Origin of the sequence: Pseudomonas sp. BF-B-30 (assembly GCF_019956305.1) — a bacterium.
GTDB classification, from domain to species: Bacteria; Pseudomonadota; Gammaproteobacteria; order Pseudomonadales; family Pseudomonadaceae; genus Aquipseudomonas; species Aquipseudomonas jessenii.
In genome coordinates, this window is the sequence record NZ_JAHBDG010000083.1 from 53,058 (window position 1) to 76,131 (window position 23,074).

Here is a 23,074-nt window from a genome sequence, read left to right on the forward strand (position 1 = left end):
ATGTCGATCGAAGTGCGTAATGTCAGCAAGAACTTCCACGCGTTCAAGGCGCTGGACAACATCAGCCTGGATATCCAGAGCGGCGAGCTCGTCGCGTTGCTCGGTCCGTCGGGCTGCGGCAAGACCACGCTGCTGCGGATCATCGCCGGCCTGGAAACTCCGGACCAGGGCAACATCGTGTTCCACGGTGAAGACGTTTCCGGGCATGACGTGCGTGATCGCAACGTCGGTTTCGTGTTCCAGCACTACGCCTTGTTCCGCCACATGACGGTGTTCGACAACGTCGCGTTCGGCCTGCGCATGAAGCCGAAGAACCAGCGCCCGAGCGAAAGCCAGATCGCAACCAAAGTCCACGAACTGCTGAACATGGTGCAACTGGACTGGCTGTCGGATCGCTATCCGGAACAACTCTCCGGCGGACAGCGTCAGCGCATTGCCCTGGCCCGAGCGCTGGCGGTGGAGCCAAAAGTGCTGCTGCTCGACGAACCTTTCGGCGCCCTCGACGCCAAGGTCCGTAAAGAGCTGCGTCGCTGGTTGGCGCGCCTGCACGAAGACATCAACCTGACCTCGGTGTTCGTCACCCACGACCAGGAAGAAGCGATGGAAGTCGCCGACCGTATCGTGGTGATGAACAAGGGTGTGATCGAGCAGATCGGCTCACCGGGCGACGTCTACGAAAACCCGGCCAGCGATTTCGTCTATCACTTCCTCGGTGATTCGAACCGTCTGCACCTGGGCGAAGACAGGCACGTGCTGTTCCGCCCGCACGAGGTGTCGCTGTCACGCCATGAACTGGAAGACCACCACGCGGCGGAAGTGCGGGACATTCGTCCGCTGGGCGCGACAACGCGGGTGACGCTTAAGGTTGAAGGGCAGAGCGATCTGATCGAGGCCGAAGTGGTCAAGGATCACGACAGTCTGGTTGGTTTGGCAAAAGGCGAGACGCTGTTCTTCAAGCCGAAGGTCTGGCAGAAGGTCGCCAACATCTAAAGCAAAAGCTTCGCGAGCAAGCCCGCTCCCACAGGGGGTCTATGTGCACCATAGATCCTCTGTGGGAGCGAGCTTGCTCGCGATTACGATCTAGACAGCAGCACGCTTCGGATTGACCCGCACACCTCCCGCCCGCGCCTCGATCTGCTCTTTCAGGTCATGCCGCATCCCCAGCATGAACGCCAGTTCGGCCACCACAAACAACGGCCCGACAATCAACCCCGTCACATCATCGACGAACGCCGGTTTGCGCCCTTCGTAGTGATGGCCGACAAACTGAATCGCCCAACCGATCACGAACATCGCTACGCCGCTGCCCAGCCAGACCAGCGTGCTTTGCTGCGCCAGCGCATGACCGGCCCACACGGACAGCCCGAGCAACACGGTCATCAACACGCCCAGGCGCAACTCCAGGCGCAGGTAAAACCACGCCGATGCCAGCGAGACGAGTACCGCCGGTGACATCCACACGCCGCCCAGCGACCACTCCGGCCGGGACAGCAACACCGCGACGGCCACCACGATCAGCGGAATGCCGATAAAGTGCGAGGCGATGTTGCGCGGGTCACGGTGGTAGGCAGCGTATTGACTGAGGTGGTCGACGAGGCTTTTCATTGTTGTTCTCCTGTAGGGTGATTGATCATGCCCCGGGGCCATTTCCCGCTCTGTCAGCCAGGCGACAATCTCTAGGAGTTTTCATGGATATGCAGGTCTGGCGTCCACGCCTGATGAGCGGTCAGTGGTTCAGCCATTTGCCTGTTTCCCTACAGGATAGCCTGCTGTCGGCGGCCAAGCTGCGGCGCCTATCGCCGGGGCAGCGGCTGTTCAAGCGTGGCGATCCACCCTGTGGCCTGTACGCGGTGCTTGAAGGCGCGGTGCGCGTCGGTGCCGTCAGCGAGCAAGGCAAGGAAGCGTTGCTGAGCCTGGTGGAGCCGCCGCACTGGTTCGGCGAAATCTGCCTGTTCGATGGCCAGCCACGCACTCACGATGCCTACGGCATGGGCCAGTGCACGCTGCTGCACATTCCCCAGAACACCTTGCTGGCGCTGCTCGATGAGCATCCGCAGCACTGGCGGCAACTGGCATTGCTGATGAGCCAGAAATTGCGCATGACCTTCATCAACCTCGAACAACTGAGCCTGTTGCCGGCCCCGGCACGGCTGGCGCACCGCTTGTTGATGATCGCCGAAGGCTATGGCGAGACCGCCCCACCGCGCCGCGTCCTGCAACTGCCCCAGGAGCAGCTTGCCGCAATGCTGTCGCTGTCGCGCCAGACCACCAACCAGATTCTCAAGGAACTGCAGGGGCAGGGGATCATCGGGCTGAGTTACGGCGAAATTGAAATCCTCGATGCCGAGCGATTGCGGGCACTGGCCACAATCTGACGGTGAACACCGAACCATTGTGGGAGCGGCGGTGCGGCAATCCGACTTGCTCGCGAAGAGGCCGGATAAGACAACCCACCTTCAGAATCAATCACCGCAACCCATCCCGAAACTGCCCCGGTGTCATCCCGGTCCAGCGCTTGAACGCGCGGCTGAAGCTGCTGGTGTCGGCAAATCCGAGCAGATAACTGATTTCGCTCAGCGACACTTGCGGGTCACGCAGGTGCAGCAGCGCGAGGTTTTCGCGGCTTTCGTTGAGCAACGTGTCGAACCGGCAGCCTTCATCGGCCAGGTGCCGTTGCAGGCTGCGCAGGCTCAGGTGCAGGGCCTTGGCGATGTGTTCGGCGCTGGGTTCGCCTTCGGGCAGTTGTTCTTCAATGGCATCGCGAACCTTGCGCTCCCAGGTCAGCGGCTTGAGTTGTGCCAGGGTGCGTTTGAGCACGGTTTCGTTGTGTTCGGCCAGTTCCGGGTTGGCGTCATCCAGGTGGCTGTCGAAGTCGACGAGGGCGAACTCCAACCGGTCTTCGTCGGCGCCGAAGTTCATGGGCGAGCGGAAGACTTTATGCCATTGGTGCGCGTCCGCCGGCTCCGGGCGACGCAGGTAGGTCGCCAGTGGCGCGTAGTCGCGACCCAGGCGATTGCGGCAGGTGCGCACGTAAATCGCCATGAACGCATCGATGGCTTCGAAGGCCGGGGCGGGGTTACCGGCCGGGATTTTCAGGCTGAAACGGTAGCGATCCTCGACACGGGTCAGTTCCAATTCCAGGGCGTCACTGACCACCTGGTGATAACGCACGATGCGCTCGAACACTTCCCGCAGGCTGCCGCTGGCTACCAGCGCATAACCCAGCGCATGGAAGGTGGTCGGGCTGACGAAACGCGAAACCCGCAAACCGATCGCCGGGTCACCGCTGGCCTGCACCGCCAGATTCCACAGGTGCGTGGTGCCCGACAGCGGATAGCGCGCGTTCGGGTCGTCCATCAGTTGCGGGTCGAGCCCCGCTTGCTGGCACAAGGCGGTGCTGTCGATGCCCAGGGCATCGAGTTGCTTGCGCAGGGCGCGGGTCCAGCTGGCGAGGGAGGTCGGTTCAGTCATGCTGATTGGCGCTTCCGGTCAACAGGTTGGCGTTCTCGGCTACCGCGTTGCGAGGGTTCGCAAGGCAGGATGCAACCATCAATAACCAGAGGATGGAAGCATGGACGGTACTTCTGCAAGCCCCCAACGACTGAATGCAGCCCAACGATCGGCCCATATCCGCGAAGTGGTGCTGGCCAGAGGCGTCGAGCTGCGCGAGCAATACCCGATTCTCAAGCATCAGGACGCCCTCGGCGCAGGCATTCTGGCCTTCGCCCTGGCTGGTATGGTCGGTTCGGCGGCACTCTATATGACCGGGCACATGGCGTGGTGGGCGTGCCTGCTGCTCAACGCGTTTTTTGCCTCGTTGACCCATGAGCTGGAGCACGACCTGATCCATAGCATGTACTTCCGCAAGCAGAAGGTGCCGCACAACCTGATGATGGGGCTGGTGTGGCTGGCGCGGCCGAGCACTATCAATCCGTGGATTCGCCGCCATCTGCACCTCAATCACCACAAGGTGTCGGGCTCTGAAACCGATATGGAAGAACGCGCCATTACCAACGGCGAGCCTTGGGGTATCGCGCGATTCTTGATGATTGGCGACAACATGATGTCGTCGTTCATCCGCATGCTGCGGGCCAAGACCTGGGCGCAAAAGATCAGCATCGTCCAGCGCACCCTGAAGGTCTACGCACCGCTGGCGCTGATGCATTGGGGCGCGTGGTACGTGTTTCTCGGTTTCCACGCAGCGAACGGCGTTGCACATCTGATGGGCGCACCGATCGAGTGGTCGGCGACCACGTTGTCGGTGATGCAGGTGATCGACATCGCGGCGGTCGTGATCATCGGCCCGAACGTGTTGCGCACGTTCTGCCTGCACTTCATCAGCTCGAACATGCACTACTACGGTGACGTGGAGCCGGGCAACGTGATGCAGCAGACGCAAGTGCTGAACGCGTGGTGGCTGTGGCCGTTGCAGGCGTTCTGCTTCAACTTCGGCAGCAGCCACGGGATTCATCATTTTGTGGTGAAGGAACCGTTCTACATCCGGCAGCTCACCGTGCCGGTGGGACACAAGGTGATGCGCGAGATGGGCGTGCGGTTCAATGATTTCGGTACGTTTGCACGGGCCAACCGGTTTGAGCGCAAGGACGAATTGGTCGGGGAAAAGGTGCGTACTGCTCAGGCTTGATGGTTGTCTGCAAGGGCCTCTTCGCGAGCAAGCCCGCTCCCACATTTGATCTTCAGAGAACACATTATTTGTGAACAACCGAGATCCTCTGTGGGAGCGGGCTTGCTCGCGAATGCGGTGCATCAGGCAATATCAATCCGGCTGAAACGGCGACTCACTCAAGATCACCCCTGTCTCATCCACATACCGCTGCCAATGTTCGATCAAGGCACTGAGCTTCTGCGGTTGGCTCGACGCCAGGTCATGAATCTCCCCCGGATCATTGCCCAGGTCATACAGCTGCCAGGTCGCCGGCCCCACCGGTCCCGGGATGTAAACCGCCTTCCATTGCCCTTGCCGAATCGCCCGACGTCCGAACAATTCCCAACCGGTGACGGTGTGCTCGTCATGCACTTGCGCCGTCTCGCCAGACAAGAACCCAAGCCACGACTTGCCTCGAACTTCCGCCACGGGTTTGCCGTGCCACTGCTTGCCTGGATGACGCACGCCGGCCAGATCAAGAATGGTCGGCGTGATGTCCATTACCGTGCCAAACCCATGGCTGATCTGGCCCTTGAGCGGCAATTGCGGGTAGTGCACCAGCGCCGGAACACGGATCCCGCCTTCGGTCGTGAAGGCTTTGAACAGCCGCGACGGCGCGGTCGCCACTTGTGCCCAGTTCGGCCCGTACCAGACGTAGGAGTTGGCGCGACCGATGTTGTCCAGGCTGTTGTCATAATGCTGGTTGAGATAGGTCAGCAACTGCGGGCCGAATTTCGGAAAGGCCTCCAGCAACGCCCCTTCGGCACCGTTATCGGACATGAACAGGATGAAGGTGTTGTCCAGTTGCCCTTGCTGGCGCAAGTAATCGACAACCCGCCCGATGTTCCAGTCCATGCGCTCGACCATCGCCGCATAAACCTCCATGGCCCGCGCGGAGATCTGCCGTTGCTCGTCGCTCAGGGCATCCCACTGTGCAGTCAACTGGATCAAAGGATGCGGCTCGACATCGGCCTCGATCAGCCCCAGCTTTTTGAGTTTTTCCAGACGCTCTAGTCGCAATACTTCAGGGCCGGCGTCATAGCGCCCGCGGTATTTTTCCACCACCTCGGCCGGCGCCTGCAGCGGCCAGTGGGGCGCGGAAAACGGCAGGTAGGCGAAGAAAGGCCGGGTCTGGTCGCGCTCCTTGAGGTAATGCAGCAGCTTGTCGCCAAAGGCATCGGAGGAATAAAAATCCTTCGGCAGTTCATCGATGAATTGGTCGTCTTCGATGTACAGCGCCGGGGTGGATTTCAGCAGCCGTGGCGTCGTTTCATCGTAGGTCGGCTCGAAGCCGTAATGGTTGGCCGCGCCGGGCAACAGCGAAAACGAACGCTCGAAACCCCGGGCGTGCGGCGCCAGCTCTGCGGTCAGGCCCAGGTGCCATTTGCCGCTCATCAAGGTCTGGTAACCGGCCTCGCGCAGCAGCTCGGGCAGGGCGACCACGCGGTCGTTCAGGTGTCCTTCGTAACCCGGTTTGCCGATCAGGTCCGGGGTCAGTGCTTCGGCCATGGTGCCGATGCCGGCGATGTGGTGGTCGGTACCGGTGAGCAGCATCGAGCGGGTCGGCGAGCAGGTCGGCGCGGTGTGAAAATCGGTCAGGCGCAGGCCATTGCTGGCCAGTGCATCGAGATTCGGCGTGTTGATTTCGCCACCGAAGGCGCCGATGTCGGAAAAGCCCAGGTCATCGGCCAGGATCACTAGAAAGTTGGGACGTTGCGGCATCAAGAATTTCCTTTTTCAGTAGGCAATGAAGGACAACGGCAGATCGCGGACCTGCACCGGCACGGGGGACTGGTAGTGATCGTCGCTGGTGAGTTCGTGAAGCAGTTCCTCGCGTAACTGGTGGAAGTCGAAACTGCTGCGCTGGCGCGGATGGGGCAGGGCAATGTCGACCACTTGTTTGATCCGCCCCGGACGCGGCTCCATCACCACGACACGGTCGGCGAGGAAGATCGCTTCCTCGACATCGTGGGTGACCAGCACGGTGGTGATTTTTGCCCGGGCGCGGATCGCCAACAGTTCGTCCTGCATCTGCTGGCGGGTCAGTGCATCGAGGGCGCCGAAGGGTTCGTCCAGCAGCAGAATCCGTGGGCTGGCCACCAGTCCGCGAGCAATGGCCACGCGCTGGGCCATGCCGCCGGAGAGCTGGTGCGGATAGGCGCGGGCGAAGTCGCCCAGGCCCACCAGTTCGATGAAATCGTGGATGCGCTTGTGCTTTTGCGCAGCGCTCAATGGCTCGTTGACCAGGCCCAGGCCGATGTTGTCGGCCACGCTCAGCCACGGGAACAAGCGGTGTTCCTGAAAGACGATGCCGCGCTCGCCGCCGATGCCGGTGACGGCTTTTCCGTCCACGCTGATTTGCCCGCGAAACTGCGTATCGAGGCCCACCAGCAGCCGCAGCAAAGTGGATTTGCCGCAACCGCTGGAGCCGACAATGGCGACGAACTCGCCCTCGGCGATGTCCAGGTTGAATTCGCGAATGGCCTCAAGTGTGAAGCCGTCGACGTCGAAGGTTTTGCCCACGTGATTGAAGCTGACAATCGGTGCGTTCATGCGTGTCTCCAGCGAGTGGCGCGGATTTCCAGGCGTTGGCCAATGAGGTTGAGCAGGGCGCCGGTCAGGCCCACCAGCAGCATGCCGGCCATGATCAGATCCATGCGCAGCAGTTGCTGGGCGCCGATCATCTGGCTGCCGATGCCGCCGTTGGACGGCATGAAGTATTCAGCGCCAATGGTGCCGAGCCAGGCGTAGATAAGGCTCAGCCGAAGCCCTGCAAAAATCCCTGGCGCCGCGCCCGGTAGTACCAGTCGAACCAGGCGCTGACGCAGACTCAGGCGCAACACCTGCGCTGCCTCGTTCAGTTGCGGCGAGAGGTGGGCGACGCTGCGTTGGGTGGCGATAAACAACGGGAAAAAGGCGGCGAGGGCAACGAACACCCACTTGGCCAATTCCCCCAGGCCGAACCACGCGGTGAGCAGTGGCACCCAGGCGAATATGGCGATCTGACGGATGGCGGCGAGGGTTGGGCCGAGCACGCGTTCACTGGTGCGCGACAATCCCAGCAGCAACCCCAAGGCAAACCCGAGCCCGCCGCCGAGCAGCAACCCGCCAAGGGTTCGGCCCAGGCTCAGGGCCATGCCACCAAGCAATGTGCCGTCGAGCAAACCATCCCGAGTGGTCTGCAGGACGGCCAGCGGGCTGACCAGAATGTTCGCGTCAATCCATTGCTGATCCGAGGTCAGTTGCCACAACGCCAGAAGCGCCAGTGGCAGCAGCCACGGTTGCAATCGCTGCCAACCTTGATAACGCGGCCCGCGACGGATTTCGGCCGTGGCCGGGTGCGGCCAGTGCACCAGTTTCCTGTCCAGCAAACCGATGCCGCGATCCATCGCCACACCGATCAAGCCGATCACCACAATGCACACGAACACGATGTCGAGCATGAACAGCTGCCGGGCCCAGACCATCAGGTAGCCGATGCCTTCACTGGAAGCGAGCAGTTCAACAGCGAGCAGTGAAGTCCAGCCGGCGGCCAGTGCGAGGCGCACACCGGCCATGAATGCCGGCAGTGCGGCAGGCAGCACCAGGCGTCGGATCAACAGGTGCCTGGGCAGGCGCAACACGGCGGCGGCTTCGCGCAGTCTTGGTTGTGCATCGCGCACACCGACCAGTGTATGCAGGGTCACCGGCACCACGATGGCCTTGATCAACACCACCAGTTTCAGCACTTCGCCAATGCCGAAAAACACCATGAACAATGGAATCCAGGCCAGGGTCGGAACTTGCGCCAACCCGGCAAAGGTTGGAAATACCAGGCGCTCCAGTCGACGACTGAAGCCCAGTGCGGCACCCAAAACCGCACCTGCGCTGATCCCGGCCAGCAGCCCCCAGAACAAGCGTTGCAGGCTGATCCACAAATGGTTCCACAACTCGCCTTGGGACAATTCCAGTGCGCTGCTCCAGACCAGGGTCGGCGCCGGCAGGATCTGCTCGCTCATCCAGTGATTGCGGCTGGCGAGCCACCAGAGGCTGAACAGGAGAGTCGGCAACAACCATGGCAACAGCCGATGGTTCAGGCTCGGCCAGCGCTGCTTGCTTTCAAGCGACGGCGCGGGCAATGGCAAGCTGAGCAGAGAAACACGGGCCATGGATGACCTCCGTTGTCGAGTTGCAATACAGGCCTGCTTTTTTGTGGGAGCGGGCTTGCTCGCGAAAGCGGCGTATCAGGCAGCCATGAAGTGACTGACACTCCCTTTTCGCGAGCAAGCCCGCTCCCACAGGGTCCAAGGCGTATGCAAAATTGATCTATAAAAATTAAAATCAATGCTATTGAGAGATAAGCGAAACCATTTAAGGCCTCCATAAGCCACTGCATCCAATGCATTCGAAGAATATTTTTGATGCTGCCAAGGCATACGCCACGGAGAGGTCCGCAGGCGTTGATATAGATCAAAATAGTCTAAAAATGTGAATTTATAGTATTTAAGTGTTGGTTCTACTTGGGCCTACTTTCGGCTCCTCAACGCCCGTTGCCTCAAGGAGCCGCACCCATGAACCTTCCCTTCAAACGTGTCATCAGTCTGTTCGCCGCACCGGCCCTGGCGGGCCTGCTGGCTTTCACGGCCAACGCTGGTGAACTCAAGGAAATCCGCATCGCCGTGCCGGACCTGAGTGCCGGTACCCAGCACAGTGGTGGCGGGGTCGTGGATGTGCTGCGTGATCAACAGATCTTCGAAAAGGCTTTCGCCGATCAAGGCATCAAGATTCAGTGGAGTTTCTTCAAGGGCGCAGGCCCGGTGATCAACGAGGCGTTCGCCAACGGTCAAGTGGACCTGGCCTACCTCGGCGATCTGGCGGCCATCATCGGCAAGTCCAATGGTCTGGATACGCGACTGCTCAGCGCCTCGGCGCGCGGGGTGAAGCATTACCTCGGCGTGGTGCCGGGTTCAGGGATCAAGACCCTGCAGGACCTCAAGGGCAAACGCGTGGCCATCTTCCGTGGCACCGCCAGCCAGCTGTCCTTCGATGCGGCGCTGGCTAGCCAGGGGTTGAGCGAGAAGGATGTGAAAGTCATCAACCTCGACTTCAACGCGGCGGTCGCGGCGCTGGCGGCGAAGCAGATCGATGCCTCGTGGGGCGGTTCCGGGCTGACGGCGTTGCAAGCCAAGGGGCTGGCCGAGTTACCGCTAAACACCAAGGATCTGGGCGGTGCGGGCAGCGTGCAGGCGGTGCTGATAGGGACTGGAAAGTTTGTCGATGCGCATCCGGAGGCGGTGGCGAAACTGCTCAAGGCCCAACAGCAGGCCGTGGAGTGGCTGACCCAGGACAGCAACAAGGACGCCTACATTCAGTTGGTGTCGGGGCTGGCGAGTTATCCGGCGGTGATCCTCACACAGGACCTGAAGGATCAGAAACTGAGCGAGGTGTTCCCCTCGACGCTTGACCCGGTGTTCCTCGGCAAATTGCAGGATGCCGTGGACCTGGCTTCGCAGCAGAAGCTGATTCGCAAGTCGTTCAAGGTCAGTGATTGGGTGGTGCCGGAGTTGGCTGCTGCGAAGCTCTGAATTTTTGTCGTCAATGCGGACGCTTTCGCGAGCAAGCCCGCTCCCACATTGGACTTGCGTCGTACACAAATCCAATGTGGGAGCGGGCTTGCTCGCGAAGGGGCCCTAAACAGCAACGCTGATCTGCTGCCTGTCCACCGCCACCAACGTCTCGATCATCGCCCGCGCCGCCGGTGACAACCGGAACCCCGTGCGGCTGACAATCCCGCACCGCGCATTCATGCTCTCAATGTTCTGCGGCAGGTTGCGCCAGTGCAGCAGCGCCAGCGACCCCTGGGCAACGTCCTCGATAAACGCCTCCTGCGTTCCCACGCCGATGGCATTGGATTGCAGCACCACTTTCACCAGCGCCGGAAAATGTTCGGTCTCGATGGTCGGTGAAAAATCCACCCGGCCACTGAGGTTCGCCAGCAGTTTGCGAATGCCCGGCGGGATCTTCGTAGTCGCCAGCGGGTAATCGAACATGTCGTTGGTCGACAGGCTCTCCTTGGCCAGCAGCGGATGCCCTGGCCGGCAGAAAAACACGCCGCGCTTGGGCGTCAGAGCCTGGGTCTGGAAGTTCGGATCGGACTCGAAATGGCGGATGTCGGCGATGAAGAATTCGATCTCTTCACGGCTCAGGGCGCGGCTGAGTTTCTCCCAGTTATCCACCTCGAAACAGGTGCGCACTTTCGGGTGCGCGTTGATGAACTGAGCCACCGCATCCGGTACCAGTTTCACCGCCGGTGCCGGGCCGCAACCGAAGCGCAGTTCACCGGCATCGAGCTTGGTCATCTGCGTCACTTCGCAGCTGAGCAGCGCAGCACCCTGCACCAGGCTGCGGGCATGTTGCAGCACCACCAGGCCTTCAGGGGTGGGGCGCAAATCCTTGTTGCCACGGTCCACCAGGACGCAGCCGAACTCGTGTTCGAGCCCCTGAATGCTACGGCTGAAGGCCGGCTGGGTAATGCCCATGGCCTCGGCCGCGCGCACGAAACTGCGGTGTTCGTCGAGGGCGATGAAGTAACGCAACTGGCGAAGATCCATATGCTTTTCCGGCATCCTAAAAATAGCTCGAAGGCATTTGCGACGAGGGTTGACTGAGGTTTTAAATGCAACCTCTTATTCCGTCAACGAAGCATGCAGATATCTAATAGATCTAAATAGAATATAGATAGAGCAGTGTTTCGCGGCCGGTTCAACCGTAAGCAGTCTGATGAGGGTCTACCCATGAGCAATGCCGCTTTCGCAGTACAACCCGCTGTTCACGCGCTTGAAATCCATCCGGTGGCCGGTCGCATCGGTGCCGAAATCCGTGGCGTACAGCTTTCGGGCGAGCTGGATGCCGCCACTGTTGAAGCCATTCAACAGGCACTGCTGCAATACAAAGTGATCTTCTTCCGCGACCAGACCCAGCTCGACGACCAACGCCAGGAGGCGTTCGCTCACCTGCTCGGCGAACCGGTGGCGCACCCGACTGTGCCGGTGCGCGAAGGTACGCGTTTTCTGCTGGAGCTGGACGGTGCCGAGGGCCAGCGTGCGAGCTCCTGGCACACCGACGTGACCTTCGTCGAAGCCTACCCAAAAGCCTCGATCCTGCGCTCGGTGGTGGCCCCGGCTTTCGGCGGCGACACCCTGTGGGCCAACACCGCCACTGCCTATGACGGGTTGTCGGTGGAGCTGCGTGAGCTGGCCGACAAGCTGGTCGCCGTGCACAGCAACGAATATGACTACGCCGGCACCAGGCCTGACGTCTCGGCCGAGAAGCTGGAGCGCTATCGCAAGATCTTCACCTCGACCGTGTACGAGACTGAGCACCCGGTGGTCCGCGTGCACCCGGTCAGCGGTGAGAAGAGCCTGTTGCTGGGGCATTTCGTCAAACGCATCAAGGGTTATTCCCAGGCCGATTCGGCGCACCTGTTCGGTCTGTTGCAGAGCCATGTGATCCGCCAGGAAAACATCGTGCGCTGGCGCTGGAAGGCCGGTGATGTGGCGATCTGGGACAACCGCTCCACCCAGCATTACGCGGTGGATGACTACGGGACCCAGGATCGCATCGTGCGCCGGGTGACGCTCAAGGGGGAAGTGCCGGTGGGGGTGAACGGGCAGGTCAGCCAGACGGTGAAAGGGCCGGATATCGACGGCGTCTGAACTGACGCTATCGCGAGCAAGCTCGCTACCACAGGGGATCTTCGCAGTTCACAGGATCAGTGTGGGAGCGAGCTTGCTCGCGATGGCGGCCTGGCAAGCAACACAGCATTTACTTTGATCGGGAACCCCGCCTTATGAGTCCGTTGCACCTCGCTTCAACCTCTTCACCCCAACGGCTCAAACGCCTGCCACTGGCCTTGTTGCTGGCAGGCAGCGCCAGTTGGACCCAAGGCTATGCAGCCGACAGCGCCACCCCGGAATCCATTCCGGTCAAGGCCGCCACGGCCGACAGCGCGCAATTGGAAACCGTGACGGTCACCACTCGCCGCCGCGAAGAAAGTTCTCAGGATGTGCCGACGCCGATGAGCGTGGTCAGTGGCCAGACCCTGGAAACCCAGCGGGTCTATCGCATCCAGGATCTGCAGCAACTGGTGCCGAGCGTCAACGTCGCCTACATGCATGCGCGCCAGTCCAGCGTGTCGATCCGTGGCCTGGGCAACAACCCGGCCAGCGATGGCCTGGAAGGCAGTGTCGGCCTGTACATCGACAACGTTTACCTCGGCCGCCCCGGCATGGCTGTATTCGACCTGATGGACATCGAGCAACTCGAAGTGCTGCGTGGTCCGCAAGGCACCTTGTTCGGCAAGAACACCACCGCCGGCGTGATCAACATCAGCACCCGCGCGCCGACCTTTACCCCTGAACGCAGCATCGAATCTTCGGTGGGCGAGGATGGCTACTTCCAGACCAAGGGCACGATTTCCGGCCCGCTGAACGACGAGCTGGCGGGACGTTTTTCCGCGTATCGCACCCGCAGCGACGGTGACATCAAGAATGAATTCGACGGCCACGATTTGAACGGTGGCTCCCGCGAAGGCTTCCGTGGGCAGTTGCTGTTCAAGCCTAACGAGTCGTTCAACTTGCGCTGGATCGGCGACTACAACGAGGAAGATTCCAGCGCCGGCACCCGTGTGTTGTACAACACCGGCCCAACCATCAATGGCACCAACCTGTATCAGACCCGGGCCAACGCGGCGGGCGCGACACTGGTCGACGGCACGCACCGCAAGGTCAACCTGAACAACGAACAGCACGTCACCGTGCATCAGGGTGGTACTTCGGTCGAGGCCAACTGGACGCTGCCAAGCGACTTCACCCTGACCTCTATCAGCTCCTATCGCTGGTGGAATTTCACCCCGCGCAACGATGATGGTCTGAACGTATCCGCCTTCCACAACGCTGGCGTTTCGGTGGAGGATAAGCAGTACTCTCAGGAGTTTCGCCTGGCGTCGCCTACCGGTGGACTCTTCGATTACGTGCTCGGCGCCTACTACTTCGGTTCCGACCTGGACAACAAATCCTTCACCTTCTACGGACCGCAAGCGGACATCTGGAGCGGTACACCTAACGGTGCGCTGAACAACATCGACAGCGTCGGCAACGGTCATATCGAAACCAACAGCTTTGCGCTGTTCGCCCAAGGCACCTGGCACTTGACCGAACGCCTGGATTTCACCGCCGGGCTACGTGGCACCTATGAAGAGAAAAACGCCAATGTCACGCGCGAGGCACCGGTCGGTGGCGTTACGGTAACCGGTGCGGCCGCCGCAGCACGGCGCGGTCGTGCCGGCGCTTTCGATTCCGGCGATCTGAATCAGTACAGCTCCAGCCCCTCGGGTCTATTGAACCTCAGCTACCGCATCACCGACGACCTGCTCACATACGCCACCTTGTCCCATGGCGAAAAGTCCGGCGGGGTCAATCTGGCGGTAGGCACGGCAGCGGTTGCCGGCGCCGACTCGCTGCTGATCGGCACCGAGCGCGCCAATAACGCCGAGCTCGGTTTCAAGAGCACCCTGTGGGACCGTCGCCTGCAACTCAATGCCAACCTGTTCTGGACCCAGGTCAACGGCTATCAGACCAACGCCTACGACGCCATCAATCGCGTGCAATACCTGACGAACGCCGGCTCCGTGCGCTCCCGTGGCGTGGAGTTCGAAAGCACCCTGATCCCGCTGCGTGGCCTGACGCTGAACATCAACGGCTCGTACAACGACGTCAGCTACCTCTCCTACAAGGACGCGCCGTGCCCGCCGGAAGTCAGCCTGGCGCCGGGCGCTCCAGCGTCCTGCGACCTCAGCGGCCATCAAGTGGTCGGTGCTTCGAAATGGATCGGCAACGCCAATGGCGAATACAAATGGAACCTGAGCAACGGCTTCGAAGAGTACGTCACCGCCAGCTATGCGTTCCGCTCCAAAGCGGTGGGCACGGTGGAAGATTCCGACTTCGGGCAGATTCCGAGTTATGCGGTGGTCAACCTGTCCACCGGCCTTCGCGGCGACTTCAACCAGGGGCAGTGGGACGTTTCGCTGTGGCTGAAAAACGCCTTCGACAAAACCTACTACACGACGCTGTGGACGGCCGCCAATGGCGGTTATGAAGGCCTGCTCGGCACACCGCGGACGCTGGGCGTGACCGGTCGATACGACTTCTGACGGAGAAAAACCATGCCTTGGATGAATACTTTCAATGCGGGCAAGGCATCGGTTTTTTTCCACTACGCCGGAGCCCTTGAACGGCGGGCTCTGGCGGTGGGTTGATGGTTTTATATATTCGCTAAAGATCTAAACATAAATTTCAGAACTAAGCGTTCAAGCCAATGATTGCTCTACCAGGACGTCGTCGGGGGATGTTCAGCACGACGTTCCGGTAATCCGCAAAGAGACCGCAGGGAGTTAAACAATGGGCAATGTCCAGACCGCCGCCGGTGCACATGAAGTGCTGTGGCGCCAGGCACCCGGTGGTGAGCTGGTCGACCTCGGCCGACCGCACCGGGTGCCCTTGGGTCAGTTGCGTTTGCAGCGCGCGCCAAAAGGCGTCCTTCGCCGACGGGAAACGATCGTGCTGGGCTTGCTGGCGTTGCTGGTGCATGGCGCGGTGATCTATTGGGTCAATCAGCAACCGACCACCGTGCTGCCCATCGTGCCACCGCAGATTCCGCCGATGACCATCGAGTTCTCGCGTCCGGCGCCACCGGTGGTCGAGCCGCCGCCACCGCAACCTGTTCAGCCAGTGGTTGAGCCGCCTGCGCCCGTGGAAGAGGAACTGGCTGTGAAGCCGCCGCCACCGAAGCCGGTTCCCAAGCCCAAACCGGTTGCCAAGCCGATACCGAAACCGGCGCCCAAGGCCGTTGAGCAACCACCCGCGCCGCCGAAACCGGCAGCGCCCGTAGCGGCTCCTGCGCCACCTGCTCCCCCGGCCCCAGCTCCCGTGACACCTGCTTCAGCGAACGCGGGCTACTTGAAAAACCCGGCACCGGAATACCCCTCGCTGGCCCAGCGTCGTGGCTGGGAAGGCACGGTGTTGTTGCGCGTGCATGTGCTGGCCAGCGGCAAGCCCGGCGAGGTCCAGATCCAGAAAAGCAGCGGCCGCGAGGCGTTGGACGAAGCAGCGCTGAACGCGGTGAAGCGCTGGAGTTTCGTGCCGGCCAAGCAGGGTGATGTCGCCCAGGACGGTTGGGTCAGCGTGCCCATCGATTTCAAGATTCATTAAACCGAAACCAAATTCGCGCGAAACGTTTACACGAGGAATACATCATGACGTTACTGGCATCTCCACTTGAATCCATCGAAAGCGCGGTGATCTGGCTGCTGGTGGTTTTTTCCGTCGCGACCTGGGGTCTGGCATTGCTCAAGGGCGTGCAGTTCGGTCGCCTCAAGGCACAGGATCGAAAGTTTCATCAACAGTTCTGGGCCGCTTCGAGTCTCGACTCGGCGGCCGAACTGAGCGAAACCAGGCCCGGAGCGGCAGCCCGGGTTGCACAGGCCGGTTATGCGGCCATCCAGGTGGGCGAGGCGCCGCAGGCGGCGGACTTGAGCCAGGCGATCAATCATCAGGATCGTCTGGAGCGTGCCTTGCGACAGCAGATCGTGCGCGAGCGCCGGTCGCTGGAAACCGGGTTGGCGGTACTCGCGAGCATTGGCAGCACCTCGCCGTTCATTGGTTTGTTCGGCACGGTGTGGGGAATCATGGAAGCGTTGAAAGGCATCAGCGCGGCGGGCTCGGCAAGCCTTGAAACGGTCGCCGGGCCGATTGGCGCGGCACTGGTCGCCACCGGCGTAGGGATCGCCGTCGCGGTGCCGGCGGTGCTGGTTTACAACTATTTTTTGCGTCGTTTAAAACTGACGGCGGCGGACCTGGATGACTTCGCCCACGACTTCTACAGCCTGGCGCAGAAGAGTTCGTTCCGTGTGCTGATCCACCCGACGGCGCACAAAGTGGCGGCCCAGGGCAGCGTGCAGAAAGTGAAGGAGGCGTCCTGATATGGCCTTCTCCACGCAAGACACCGATGAGGTGCTCAGTGAGATCAACGTTACGCCGCTGGTGGATGTGATGCTGGTGTTGCTGGTGGTGTTCATCGTCACCGCACCGCTGCTGACCAACGCGATTCCGATCAACCTGCCCAAGACCGAAGCGGTGGCGCCGGTGGAGCAGAAAGACCCGTTGGTGGTGAGCATCGACGGTGCCGGCAAACTGTTTATCAACAAGGACGAGATACAGCCGGACTTGCTGGAGTTCAACCTCAAGTCGGCGAAGGCCAAGGACCCCGAGGTGCGCGTGCAGTTGCAGGCGGACGATGGGGTGAATTACGGCGAAGTGGCACGGGCCATGGCGTCGATTGAACGGGCAGGGATTACCAGGCTGTCGGTGATTACTGCGCGTTAACGGATTTTCGTTTTCCGGGGCCGTCTCCTTGGCAGGGTGCGGCCCTTTTTTTATGCCTCGATTTCAGTAACACCACAAACCCCCTGTGGGAGCGGGCTTGCTCGCGAATGCAGAGTGTCAGGCGACAAGGATGTTGGATCTGATGGCCCCTTCGCGAGCAAGCCCGCTCCCACATTAGATTGAATTGTATATTCGATACTGGTCTTAACAAATAGCTTCTTATTCCTTAACGAATATAAATCCTCTCCCTATACTCGACCGGGAACAGACACGCAGGAGAGCTCCCCCATGCGCAACGAATCAATTCGCTACCTGATTGTGCCGGGCTGGCAAGGATCGCCAGAAGATCATTGGCAAAGCCACTGGCAGAACAGCCTGCCGAATAGCGCACGGGTGGAACAGGCTGACTGGTTGACGCCGCGCCGTGAAGACTGGGTCGCGGCGCTGGCCGAGGCGATTGCCGCCGACAGCACGCCGGTGATTCTCATTGCCCACAGCCTGGGTTGCATCACCGTCGCCCATTGGGCCGCGAGTGCCCCCGTGCAGTTTTTGCGTCAAGTGCGCGGCGCCTTGCTCGTCGCACCGGCAGATGTCGAACGCCCGGCTTGCGCGCCGGCGTTGCGCAATTTCGCACCGATACCGACGGATCTGCTGCCGTTCCCCAGCCAGGTTGTCAGCTCCGACAACGACAGCGCCGTCAGTGCACCGCGGGCCCTGGAGCTGGCGCGTAACTGGGGCGCCGAGGCGGGGATTCTGGCGGGGGCAGGGCACATCAACGTGAAGTCCGGTCACCAGCGTTGGGAGCAAGGTTTTGCCTACCTCTATCGACTGCAAAACCGCATGGAACACCACGCCCTGCGCCGCGCTTGAACACTTTCTTTATTTAACGCCCCCGTCTCCCGGCGGTTTTGGGCGGGAGTCTGCCATGAGCTTTGAAACCTTCGGCCAGCCGCTGCTGACCTTTCCCGATGCGGAAAAAAGTCCCCTGAGCATCCGCGCCAAGGCGCTGGTGTTTGTCGATCCGCGTTCACGACAATTACGTGAAGACCTTGAGCAACTGGCCACGCGTTCAGTGTCAGTGCTTATCCGTGGCGAAACCGGCACCGGCAAGGAGTTGCTGGCCCGCCATATCCACCGTGCCAGTGATCGCGGCGGGTTGTTCGTGTCGGTCAACTGCGGCGCCATCAGCCCGACCTACGCCGACGCCGAATTGTTCGGCTATGCGGCGGGCAGCTACAGCGGCTCGGCGAGCAGCCGCGCCGGGTGGTTCGGTTCGGCCAATGGCGGCACGCTGTATCTGGACGAAATCGGCGACCTGCCGTTGCCGATCCAGATCAAATTGCTCGCTGCCCTGGAGAACCACGAAGTCACCCGCGTCGGAGCCCATCAGCCGAGCCCGGTGGATGTGCGTCTGGTGGCGGCCACCAGCATCGATCTGGCCCAGGCGGTTGCCGCCGGAAAATTCCATGAACGCCTTTATCACTACCTCAGCGAAGGCCAACTCGAGCTGCCGGCACTACGCGAGCGGGTGGGGGATATCCTCTCGCTGGCGGAGTACTTCCTCGGCATCTACAGCCAACGCCTGGAGCTGCCGGTGCCGCTGATCAGCGAGGCCGCGCAACGCGTGCTGGAACGCCACAGATGGCCGGGCAATACCCGGGAACTGGAAAACGTCATCCACTTTGCGCTGTTGGTGAGTACCGGCGACGAGATCTTGCCGGAGCATTTGAATTTGCCTGATGAAGGTCTGGGACAGATCGAAAAGCAGCTCAAGCAGATTCTTGGCAACGGTACCGACGCCGAAAAAGACGCCTTGAAACAAATACTTAAAGGCACCGGCCTCCTGTAGGAGCGAGCCTGCTCGCGATGGTCTTCAACGATGACGCGGGTTTTCTGAATGCCCGCGTTGTCCTGGCGACCATCGCGAGCAAGCTCGCTCCTACAGCTGTATGAACAAAATGGAATATGAAGCTGAATAAACGTTATTGTTCGGGAATAAAAAATCCCGGTATTGTCCGCTTCACGCCAGCGATAGCACTTCACTGGCACTCTCATGTTCAAGCCGTCGCCACAAGCGACTGTGATTCTCGATAAGGACACTGCATGAAAAAGGTTCTGTTGTTCACCGCACTGGCGGCTGCCCTGACCGCGGGCCTGGCCCAGGCTGGCGAGAAACTGGTGGTTGCCGCGACCCCGGTTCCACACGCCGAGATTCTCGAGCTGATCAAGCCAACCCTCGCCAAAGAAGGCGTGGACCTGGAAATCAAAGTCTTCACCGACTATGTTCAGCCGAACGTGCAGGTCGATCAGAAGCGTCTGGACGCCAACTACTTCCAGACCCTGCCGTACCTGAAGAGCTTCAACGAAGGCAAAGGCACTCACCTGGAAACCGTGATCGGTGTTCACGTTGAACCCTTCGGCGGCTACTCGAAAAAAGTCAAAACCCTGGCTGAACTGAAAGACGGCGCGACCATCGCCATCCCGAACGAAGGCAGCAACAGCGGCCGTGCCCTGATCCTGCTGCAGAAGGCTGGCCTGATCGAGTTGAAAGACCCGAAAAACGCCCTGGCCACGCCGAAAGACATCGCCAAGAACCCGCACAACTTCAAGTTCAAGGAGCTCGAGTCCGCGATGTTGCCGCGCGTGCTGGATCAGGTCGACCTGGACATGATCAATACCAACTACGCGCTGGAAGCGGGTCTGAACCCGGCTAAAGACGCCCTGGTGATCGAAGGTGCCGATTCGCCTTATGTGAACTTCCTGGTGGCCCGTCCGGACAACAAGGACAGCGTTGCCATCCAGAAACTGGCCAAGGCCCTGACCAGCCCGGAAGTGAAAGCCTTCATCGAGAAGAAGTACAGCGGCGCGGTACTGCCTGCGTTCTGATTCGCGAAGCAAACCCCTTCAAGGTTTCAAACGCCGACGGCTGATTTAGCGTCGGCGTTTTTTTATGGGTGCTCGATTTAACTGTGGCGAGGGAGCTCTTGTGGCGAGGGGGGCTTGTCGGGGCGCCGCATCGCCCCGTTCGAATGCGCAGCATTCGCCCAGGGGAGCGCGGGAGATCTGTTTGGGGCCGCTTCGCAGCCCAACGGGGGCAAGCCCCCTCGCCACAGGGAGCCGGTTGACTCTGGATTGCTCAGGCCGGCCCGGCCTTCAAGGCCCTGCGCAACGCCATCAAGAGTTTCAGAATGTCCTGCGGATCCAGCCGTTGCGGCGGTTGTACGTCTGCCATGTTCTCGTCCTTGTGAGATTTTGGCCGGGATTCTGGCCAAAAGTGGTTCGTCCCTGGAGCGGTGTTTCGAAAAAAAGATCCTTCCTACGGCGCAATGGAAAGTAGCTGTTCTCTCTTGTCTGGGCAAATTCGGGCGACGGCTTTCTCCCGGCACTAACAGTTCTGCTAGGTGTCGGCGCATTCAAGCGGGTGCAAACTGCTTCCTTCGCCGGGAGTTGAACCTCATGAGCCCAATGACTCGCCCCCTCAATCGCTACCGCTATGATGCTCTGGATCGGCTGGTCGAACTGGAGCCGCTGGAGCTGGAAAAATTGACCCGGTTCTACCGCGGCGAACATCTGGTGACGCAACTGAAAGGACAGGATGCGTACAGCGTGCTTCAACACGACAGGCAACGGCTGGCAGTGCAATCGTTGGACGGTGGCGAGCGCAACAGCCTGTTACTGGTCACTGATCAGCAACGCTCGGTATTGCAGATGACCGGCCCCGACGGAGATGTGCGTCAGGTCTACGCGCCCTACGGTCATCGGCGGGTCGAGAGTGGTCCCGGTGGTTTGCTCGGATTCACCGGCGAAGTGGTCGATCCGGCCACCGGCCATTATCTGCTGGGTAACGGGCATCGGGCGTTCAACCCGGTGCTGATGCGCTTCAACAGACCGGACAGCTTGAGCCCGTTTGGGCGGGGCGGACTGAATGCGTATGCGTATTGCCTGGGGGACCCGGTGAATTTCAGTGACCCGACGGGGCAGTTTGCCAGGTTGATCACGAGCCTGTTCAGCGTGGCCAATGCTCGAATTACCATGTCGCCCGCTATTCCCTTCAAGTTGGCCAAGGATGCTTTGCAATGGGGTGCAGCAGGTCGGTTAGCCTACAAATACACCCTCGGTGCAGCAGGCTCGACTGTGGCGGGAATGGCGACGATGGCTTCAGCGCTGACGGGTGTTGCCAGTGCTGTTGCGGGTATTACCGGGGACTCTGAGGCAGCTAAAACTCTCGGGTTTATTGCATTAGGATTAGCGGGACTTACGTTGGTATCGAGAGCGACTGTTTACTGGGCTGCGCGTGATCCCAAGACTGTCCCTGCCTTGAAGCGTTTTGTGGAGAACAAGGGGCGAGTCGTTACAACGGGTGAGGCACCGCCTGACCGGTTCCTGCCATCGGCACCACCTGAGTCGCCTTCCTTTTTTGCCCCGGGTTCGCCCTCGGCCCCGCCACTATCACCAGGCGCATTCAGATCAGGCCCCCTGAAGCTGGCTGGCAAGCGATCCTATGATGAAATGCTTGAAGTAGGAACTAACTGGCCAATCCTGGTGGCCAGGCGTCAGTGGTCGCCGCTCAAACCGAACAAAAGAATTCGAAGGACCTGAGTGGTCCACCTCTAGATCTCAATCCGGCCAATACCACGCCGGCTCATCCAGCATCCGCTGCCCGACAATCCCGGTCTGTCCGAGATTCTTCTCCAGCACGATGCAATTGCACTCCGGGTCCTCCTGCAACGCCGAAATCAAACGTCGGGCGTGGGACACCACCCATACCTGGCACTGCTCGGACGCGCGGATGATCAAGCGCGCCAGCGCCGGCAGCAGATCCGGGTGCAGGCTGGTTTCCGGTTCGTTCAGCACCATCAGCGTCGGCGGGCGTGGCGTCAGCAGCGCTGCGACCAGCAGCAGGTAACGCAACGTTCCGTCCGACAACTCGGCGGCCGACAGCGGCCGCAACAAACCTTCCTGAAAGAACTCGATGGCGAAGCGCCCACCCGGCAGAGGTTCGATGTTCAGTCGTGCGCCGGGGAAGGCGTCGCTGATCGCCGCCCGCAAGGCCTCGGGGTCGCCAATTTCGATGATCGTCTGCAAGGCCGCCGCCAGATCGCGTCCGTCGTGGTGCAGCACCGGCGTGCGGGTGCCCAGTTGCGGTTGCCGCGCCGGGGCGTCGGCATCGCTGCGAAAGTGATCGTAGAAGCGCCAGCGGCGGATGAACTCGCGCATCTCCAGCACTTCCGGCGAACTGCGCAGGCTGCCGACCTGATCGAACAGGCTGTCGAAAGTCGGCGTGTGCTGCGCCAATACATCCCACTTTCGATCGGCGCGGGCACGGATCATCGGGCCGTCACGATCGACCAGCAGACTGGCCGGGCGATAGAACGCTCCGGCCCACAGGCATTCGCGTTTGATCTGCGGGTCGAGGCTGAAGTAAGACGGTATCGGCGTGCTGCGTCCGGGAAGCATGAAATGGCCGTTGGAATCGGGCAGGCCGAGGCTGATCGAGTAGCCGAAATCCTCTCCCGCAAACCCCAGGCGCAGGCGTTTGACGCCCTGGCGCACGGTGGGCTCGATGGCGACTTCGCCAGTGCGCATGCGCCGGGAGATGGTTTCCGGGCCGGCCGGGAAGGTCGAATCCAGGCCACCTTCACGGGCCAGGGCATTGACCACCCCGCCGTGGGCGGTTTCCGCCAGCAGGCGCAGCGCGCGGTACAGGTTGGACTTGCCGCTGCCGTTGGGGCCGGTGATCAGATTCAGCCGTCCCAGCGGGATCACCAGTTTGTTGATCGAGCGGTAATTGGCCACCGCGAGGGTCTTGAGCATTTGGGTTCCTGATGGGGGATCGACCGGGGCTCATTGTCAGGCATGCACAGGCGTCTATGGCAAGTGTTTCAGGGCTGAAAGAGTGTGAGCTTTTTCTTCATAAGACGCTCGTGCAAGGTTCCAATCCTGTTCTAAGCTCTCTGTCGAGTTGTACATGGAAAAGGCCAAGGAGTTT

The 23,074-nt window shown here is 60.8% G+C and carries 20 protein-coding genes; 13 read left to right on the forward strand and 7 right to left on the reverse strand.

The features are described from left to right. Positions 1-990 (forward strand): sulfate/molybdate ABC transporter ATP-binding protein, encoded by a 990-nt coding sequence (locus KGB29_RS28030; protein ID WP_154910760.1) that lies wholly within the window; start codon positions 1-3, stop codon positions 988-990. 90 nt (positions 991-1,080) lie between these two features. Here the strand turns inward: KGB29_RS28030 and KGB29_RS28035 are convergent, their stop codons facing one another. Further along, positions 1,081-1,605, reverse strand: coding sequence for a DUF962 domain-containing protein (locus KGB29_RS28035; RefSeq protein ID WP_154910759.1), 525 nt, complete (start codon positions 1,603-1,605; stop codon positions 1,081-1,083). A gap of 83 nt (positions 1,606-1,688) precedes the next feature. Between KGB29_RS28035 and KGB29_RS28040 the strand changes: the two genes are divergently transcribed. Further along, entirely contained in the window at positions 1,689-2,375 is a 687-nt protein-coding gene (locus tag KGB29_RS28040) for a Crp/Fnr family transcriptional regulator (RefSeq protein WP_154910758.1), read from the forward strand. 91 nt (positions 2,376-2,466) lie between these two features. Here the strand turns inward: KGB29_RS28040 and KGB29_RS28045 are convergent, their stop codons facing one another. Next, positions 2,467-3,471, reverse strand: coding sequence for an AraC family transcriptional regulator (locus tag KGB29_RS28045; protein WP_154910756.1), 1,005 nt, complete (start codon positions 3,469-3,471; stop codon positions 2,467-2,469). Positions 3,472-3,571: 100 nt separating this feature from the next. Between KGB29_RS28045 and KGB29_RS28050 the strand changes: the two genes are divergently transcribed. Beyond that, the gene (locus tag KGB29_RS28050) at positions 3,572-4,645 is read left to right on the forward strand and encodes a fatty acid desaturase (protein ID WP_154910755.1); all 1,074 of its coding nucleotides are present in this window, start codon (positions 3,572-3,574) and stop codon (positions 4,643-4,645) included. Positions 4,646-4,777: 132 nt separating this feature from the next. Here KGB29_RS28050 and KGB29_RS28055 read toward each other — a convergent pair whose 3' ends face one another. Genes KGB29_RS28055 through KGB29_RS28065 form a run of 3 tightly spaced genes read right to left on the reverse strand, consistent with a single transcriptional unit; the run spans position 4,778 to position 8,814 of the window. Then, on the reverse strand, positions 4,778-6,388 hold the full coding sequence (locus tag KGB29_RS28055; RefSeq protein ID WP_154910754.1) for an arylsulfatase: 1,611 nt from the start codon (positions 6,386-6,388) through the stop codon (positions 4,778-4,780). A gap of 15 nt (positions 6,389-6,403) precedes the next feature. Beyond that, positions 6,404-7,219, reverse strand: coding sequence for an ABC transporter ATP-binding protein (locus KGB29_RS28060; protein ID WP_154910753.1), 816 nt, complete (start codon positions 7,217-7,219; stop codon positions 6,404-6,406). After that, on the reverse strand, positions 7,216-8,814 hold the full coding sequence (locus KGB29_RS28065) for an ABC transporter permease (RefSeq protein WP_154910752.1): 1,599 nt from the start codon (positions 8,812-8,814) through the stop codon (positions 7,216-7,218). Before KGB29_RS28065 ends, KGB29_RS28060 begins: the two co-directional genes overlap by 4 nt. Positions 8,815-9,216: 402 nt before the next feature. Here KGB29_RS28065 and KGB29_RS28070 point away from each other — a divergent pair, with 402 nt between their 5' ends. After that, entirely contained in the window at positions 9,217-10,230 is a 1,014-nt protein-coding gene (locus KGB29_RS28070; protein WP_102670652.1) for an ABC transporter substrate-binding protein, read from the forward strand. 105 nt (positions 10,231-10,335) lie between these two features. On the opposite strand, the gene KGB29_RS28075 is transcribed toward KGB29_RS28070, so the two are convergent. Further along, a complete protein-coding gene (locus KGB29_RS28075; protein ID WP_154910751.1) occupies positions 10,336-11,256 on the reverse strand; it encodes a LysR family transcriptional regulator in 921 nt (306 codons plus the stop codon). 183 nt (positions 11,257-11,439) lie between these two features. Between KGB29_RS28075 and KGB29_RS28080 the strand changes: the two genes are divergently transcribed. The 9 genes from KGB29_RS28080 to KGB29_RS28120 all read left to right on the forward strand — a co-directional run bounded on the left by KGB29_RS28080 (position 11,440) and on the right by KGB29_RS28120 (position 21,684). Beyond that, positions 11,440-12,360: a TauD/TfdA dioxygenase family protein gene (locus KGB29_RS28080; protein WP_090452452.1), complete on the forward strand. Its 921-nt coding sequence runs from the start codon at positions 11,440-11,442 to the stop codon at positions 12,358-12,360. A gap of 134 nt (positions 12,361-12,494) precedes the next feature. Beyond that, complete coding sequence (locus tag KGB29_RS28085) at positions 12,495-14,855, forward strand: TonB-dependent receptor (RefSeq protein ID WP_154910750.1); 2,361 nt, start codon at positions 12,495-12,497, stop codon at positions 14,853-14,855. Positions 14,856-15,102: 247 nt separating this feature from the next. Then, the gene (locus KGB29_RS28090; RefSeq protein WP_154910749.1) at positions 15,103-15,912 is read left to right on the forward strand and encodes an energy transducer TonB; all 810 of its coding nucleotides are present in this window, start codon (positions 15,103-15,105) and stop codon (positions 15,910-15,912) included. 44 nt (positions 15,913-15,956) lie between these two features. Next, positions 15,957-16,682: a MotA/TolQ/ExbB proton channel family protein gene (locus KGB29_RS28095; RefSeq protein ID WP_057712499.1), complete on the forward strand. Its 726-nt coding sequence runs from the start codon at positions 15,957-15,959 to the stop codon at positions 16,680-16,682. A 1-nt stretch (position 16,683) separates the two neighbouring features. After that, positions 16,684-17,085 (forward strand): ExbD/TolR family protein, encoded by a 402-nt coding sequence (locus KGB29_RS28100; protein WP_008045412.1) that lies wholly within the window; start codon positions 16,684-16,686, stop codon positions 17,083-17,085. A gap of 288 nt (positions 17,086-17,373) precedes the next feature. Next, a complete protein-coding gene (locus KGB29_RS28105; protein WP_008045411.1) occupies positions 17,374-17,955 on the forward strand; it encodes an alpha/beta hydrolase in 582 nt (193 codons plus the stop codon). 55 nt (positions 17,956-18,010) lie between these two features. Next, positions 18,011-18,934, forward strand: a complete 924-nt coding sequence (locus KGB29_RS28110) for a sigma 54-interacting transcriptional regulator (RefSeq protein ID WP_154910748.1) — start codon at positions 18,011-18,013, stop codon at positions 18,932-18,934. Between the two features lie 254 nt (positions 18,935-19,188). Next, positions 19,189-19,971, forward strand: a complete 783-nt coding sequence (locus KGB29_RS28115; protein ID WP_007972924.1) for a MetQ/NlpA family ABC transporter substrate-binding protein — start codon at positions 19,189-19,191, stop codon at positions 19,969-19,971. Positions 19,972-20,541: 570 nt separating this feature from the next. After that, complete coding sequence (locus KGB29_RS28120) at positions 20,542-21,684, forward strand: RHS repeat-associated core domain-containing protein (protein WP_154910747.1); 1,143 nt, start codon at positions 20,542-20,544, stop codon at positions 21,682-21,684. A gap of 18 nt (positions 21,685-21,702) precedes the next feature. Here KGB29_RS28120 and KGB29_RS28125 read toward each other — a convergent pair whose 3' ends face one another. Beyond that, positions 21,703-22,899 (reverse strand): AAA family ATPase, encoded by a 1,197-nt coding sequence (locus KGB29_RS28125; protein ID WP_154910746.1) that lies wholly within the window; start codon positions 22,897-22,899, stop codon positions 21,703-21,705. Positions 22,900-23,074: the final 175 nt, after the last annotated feature.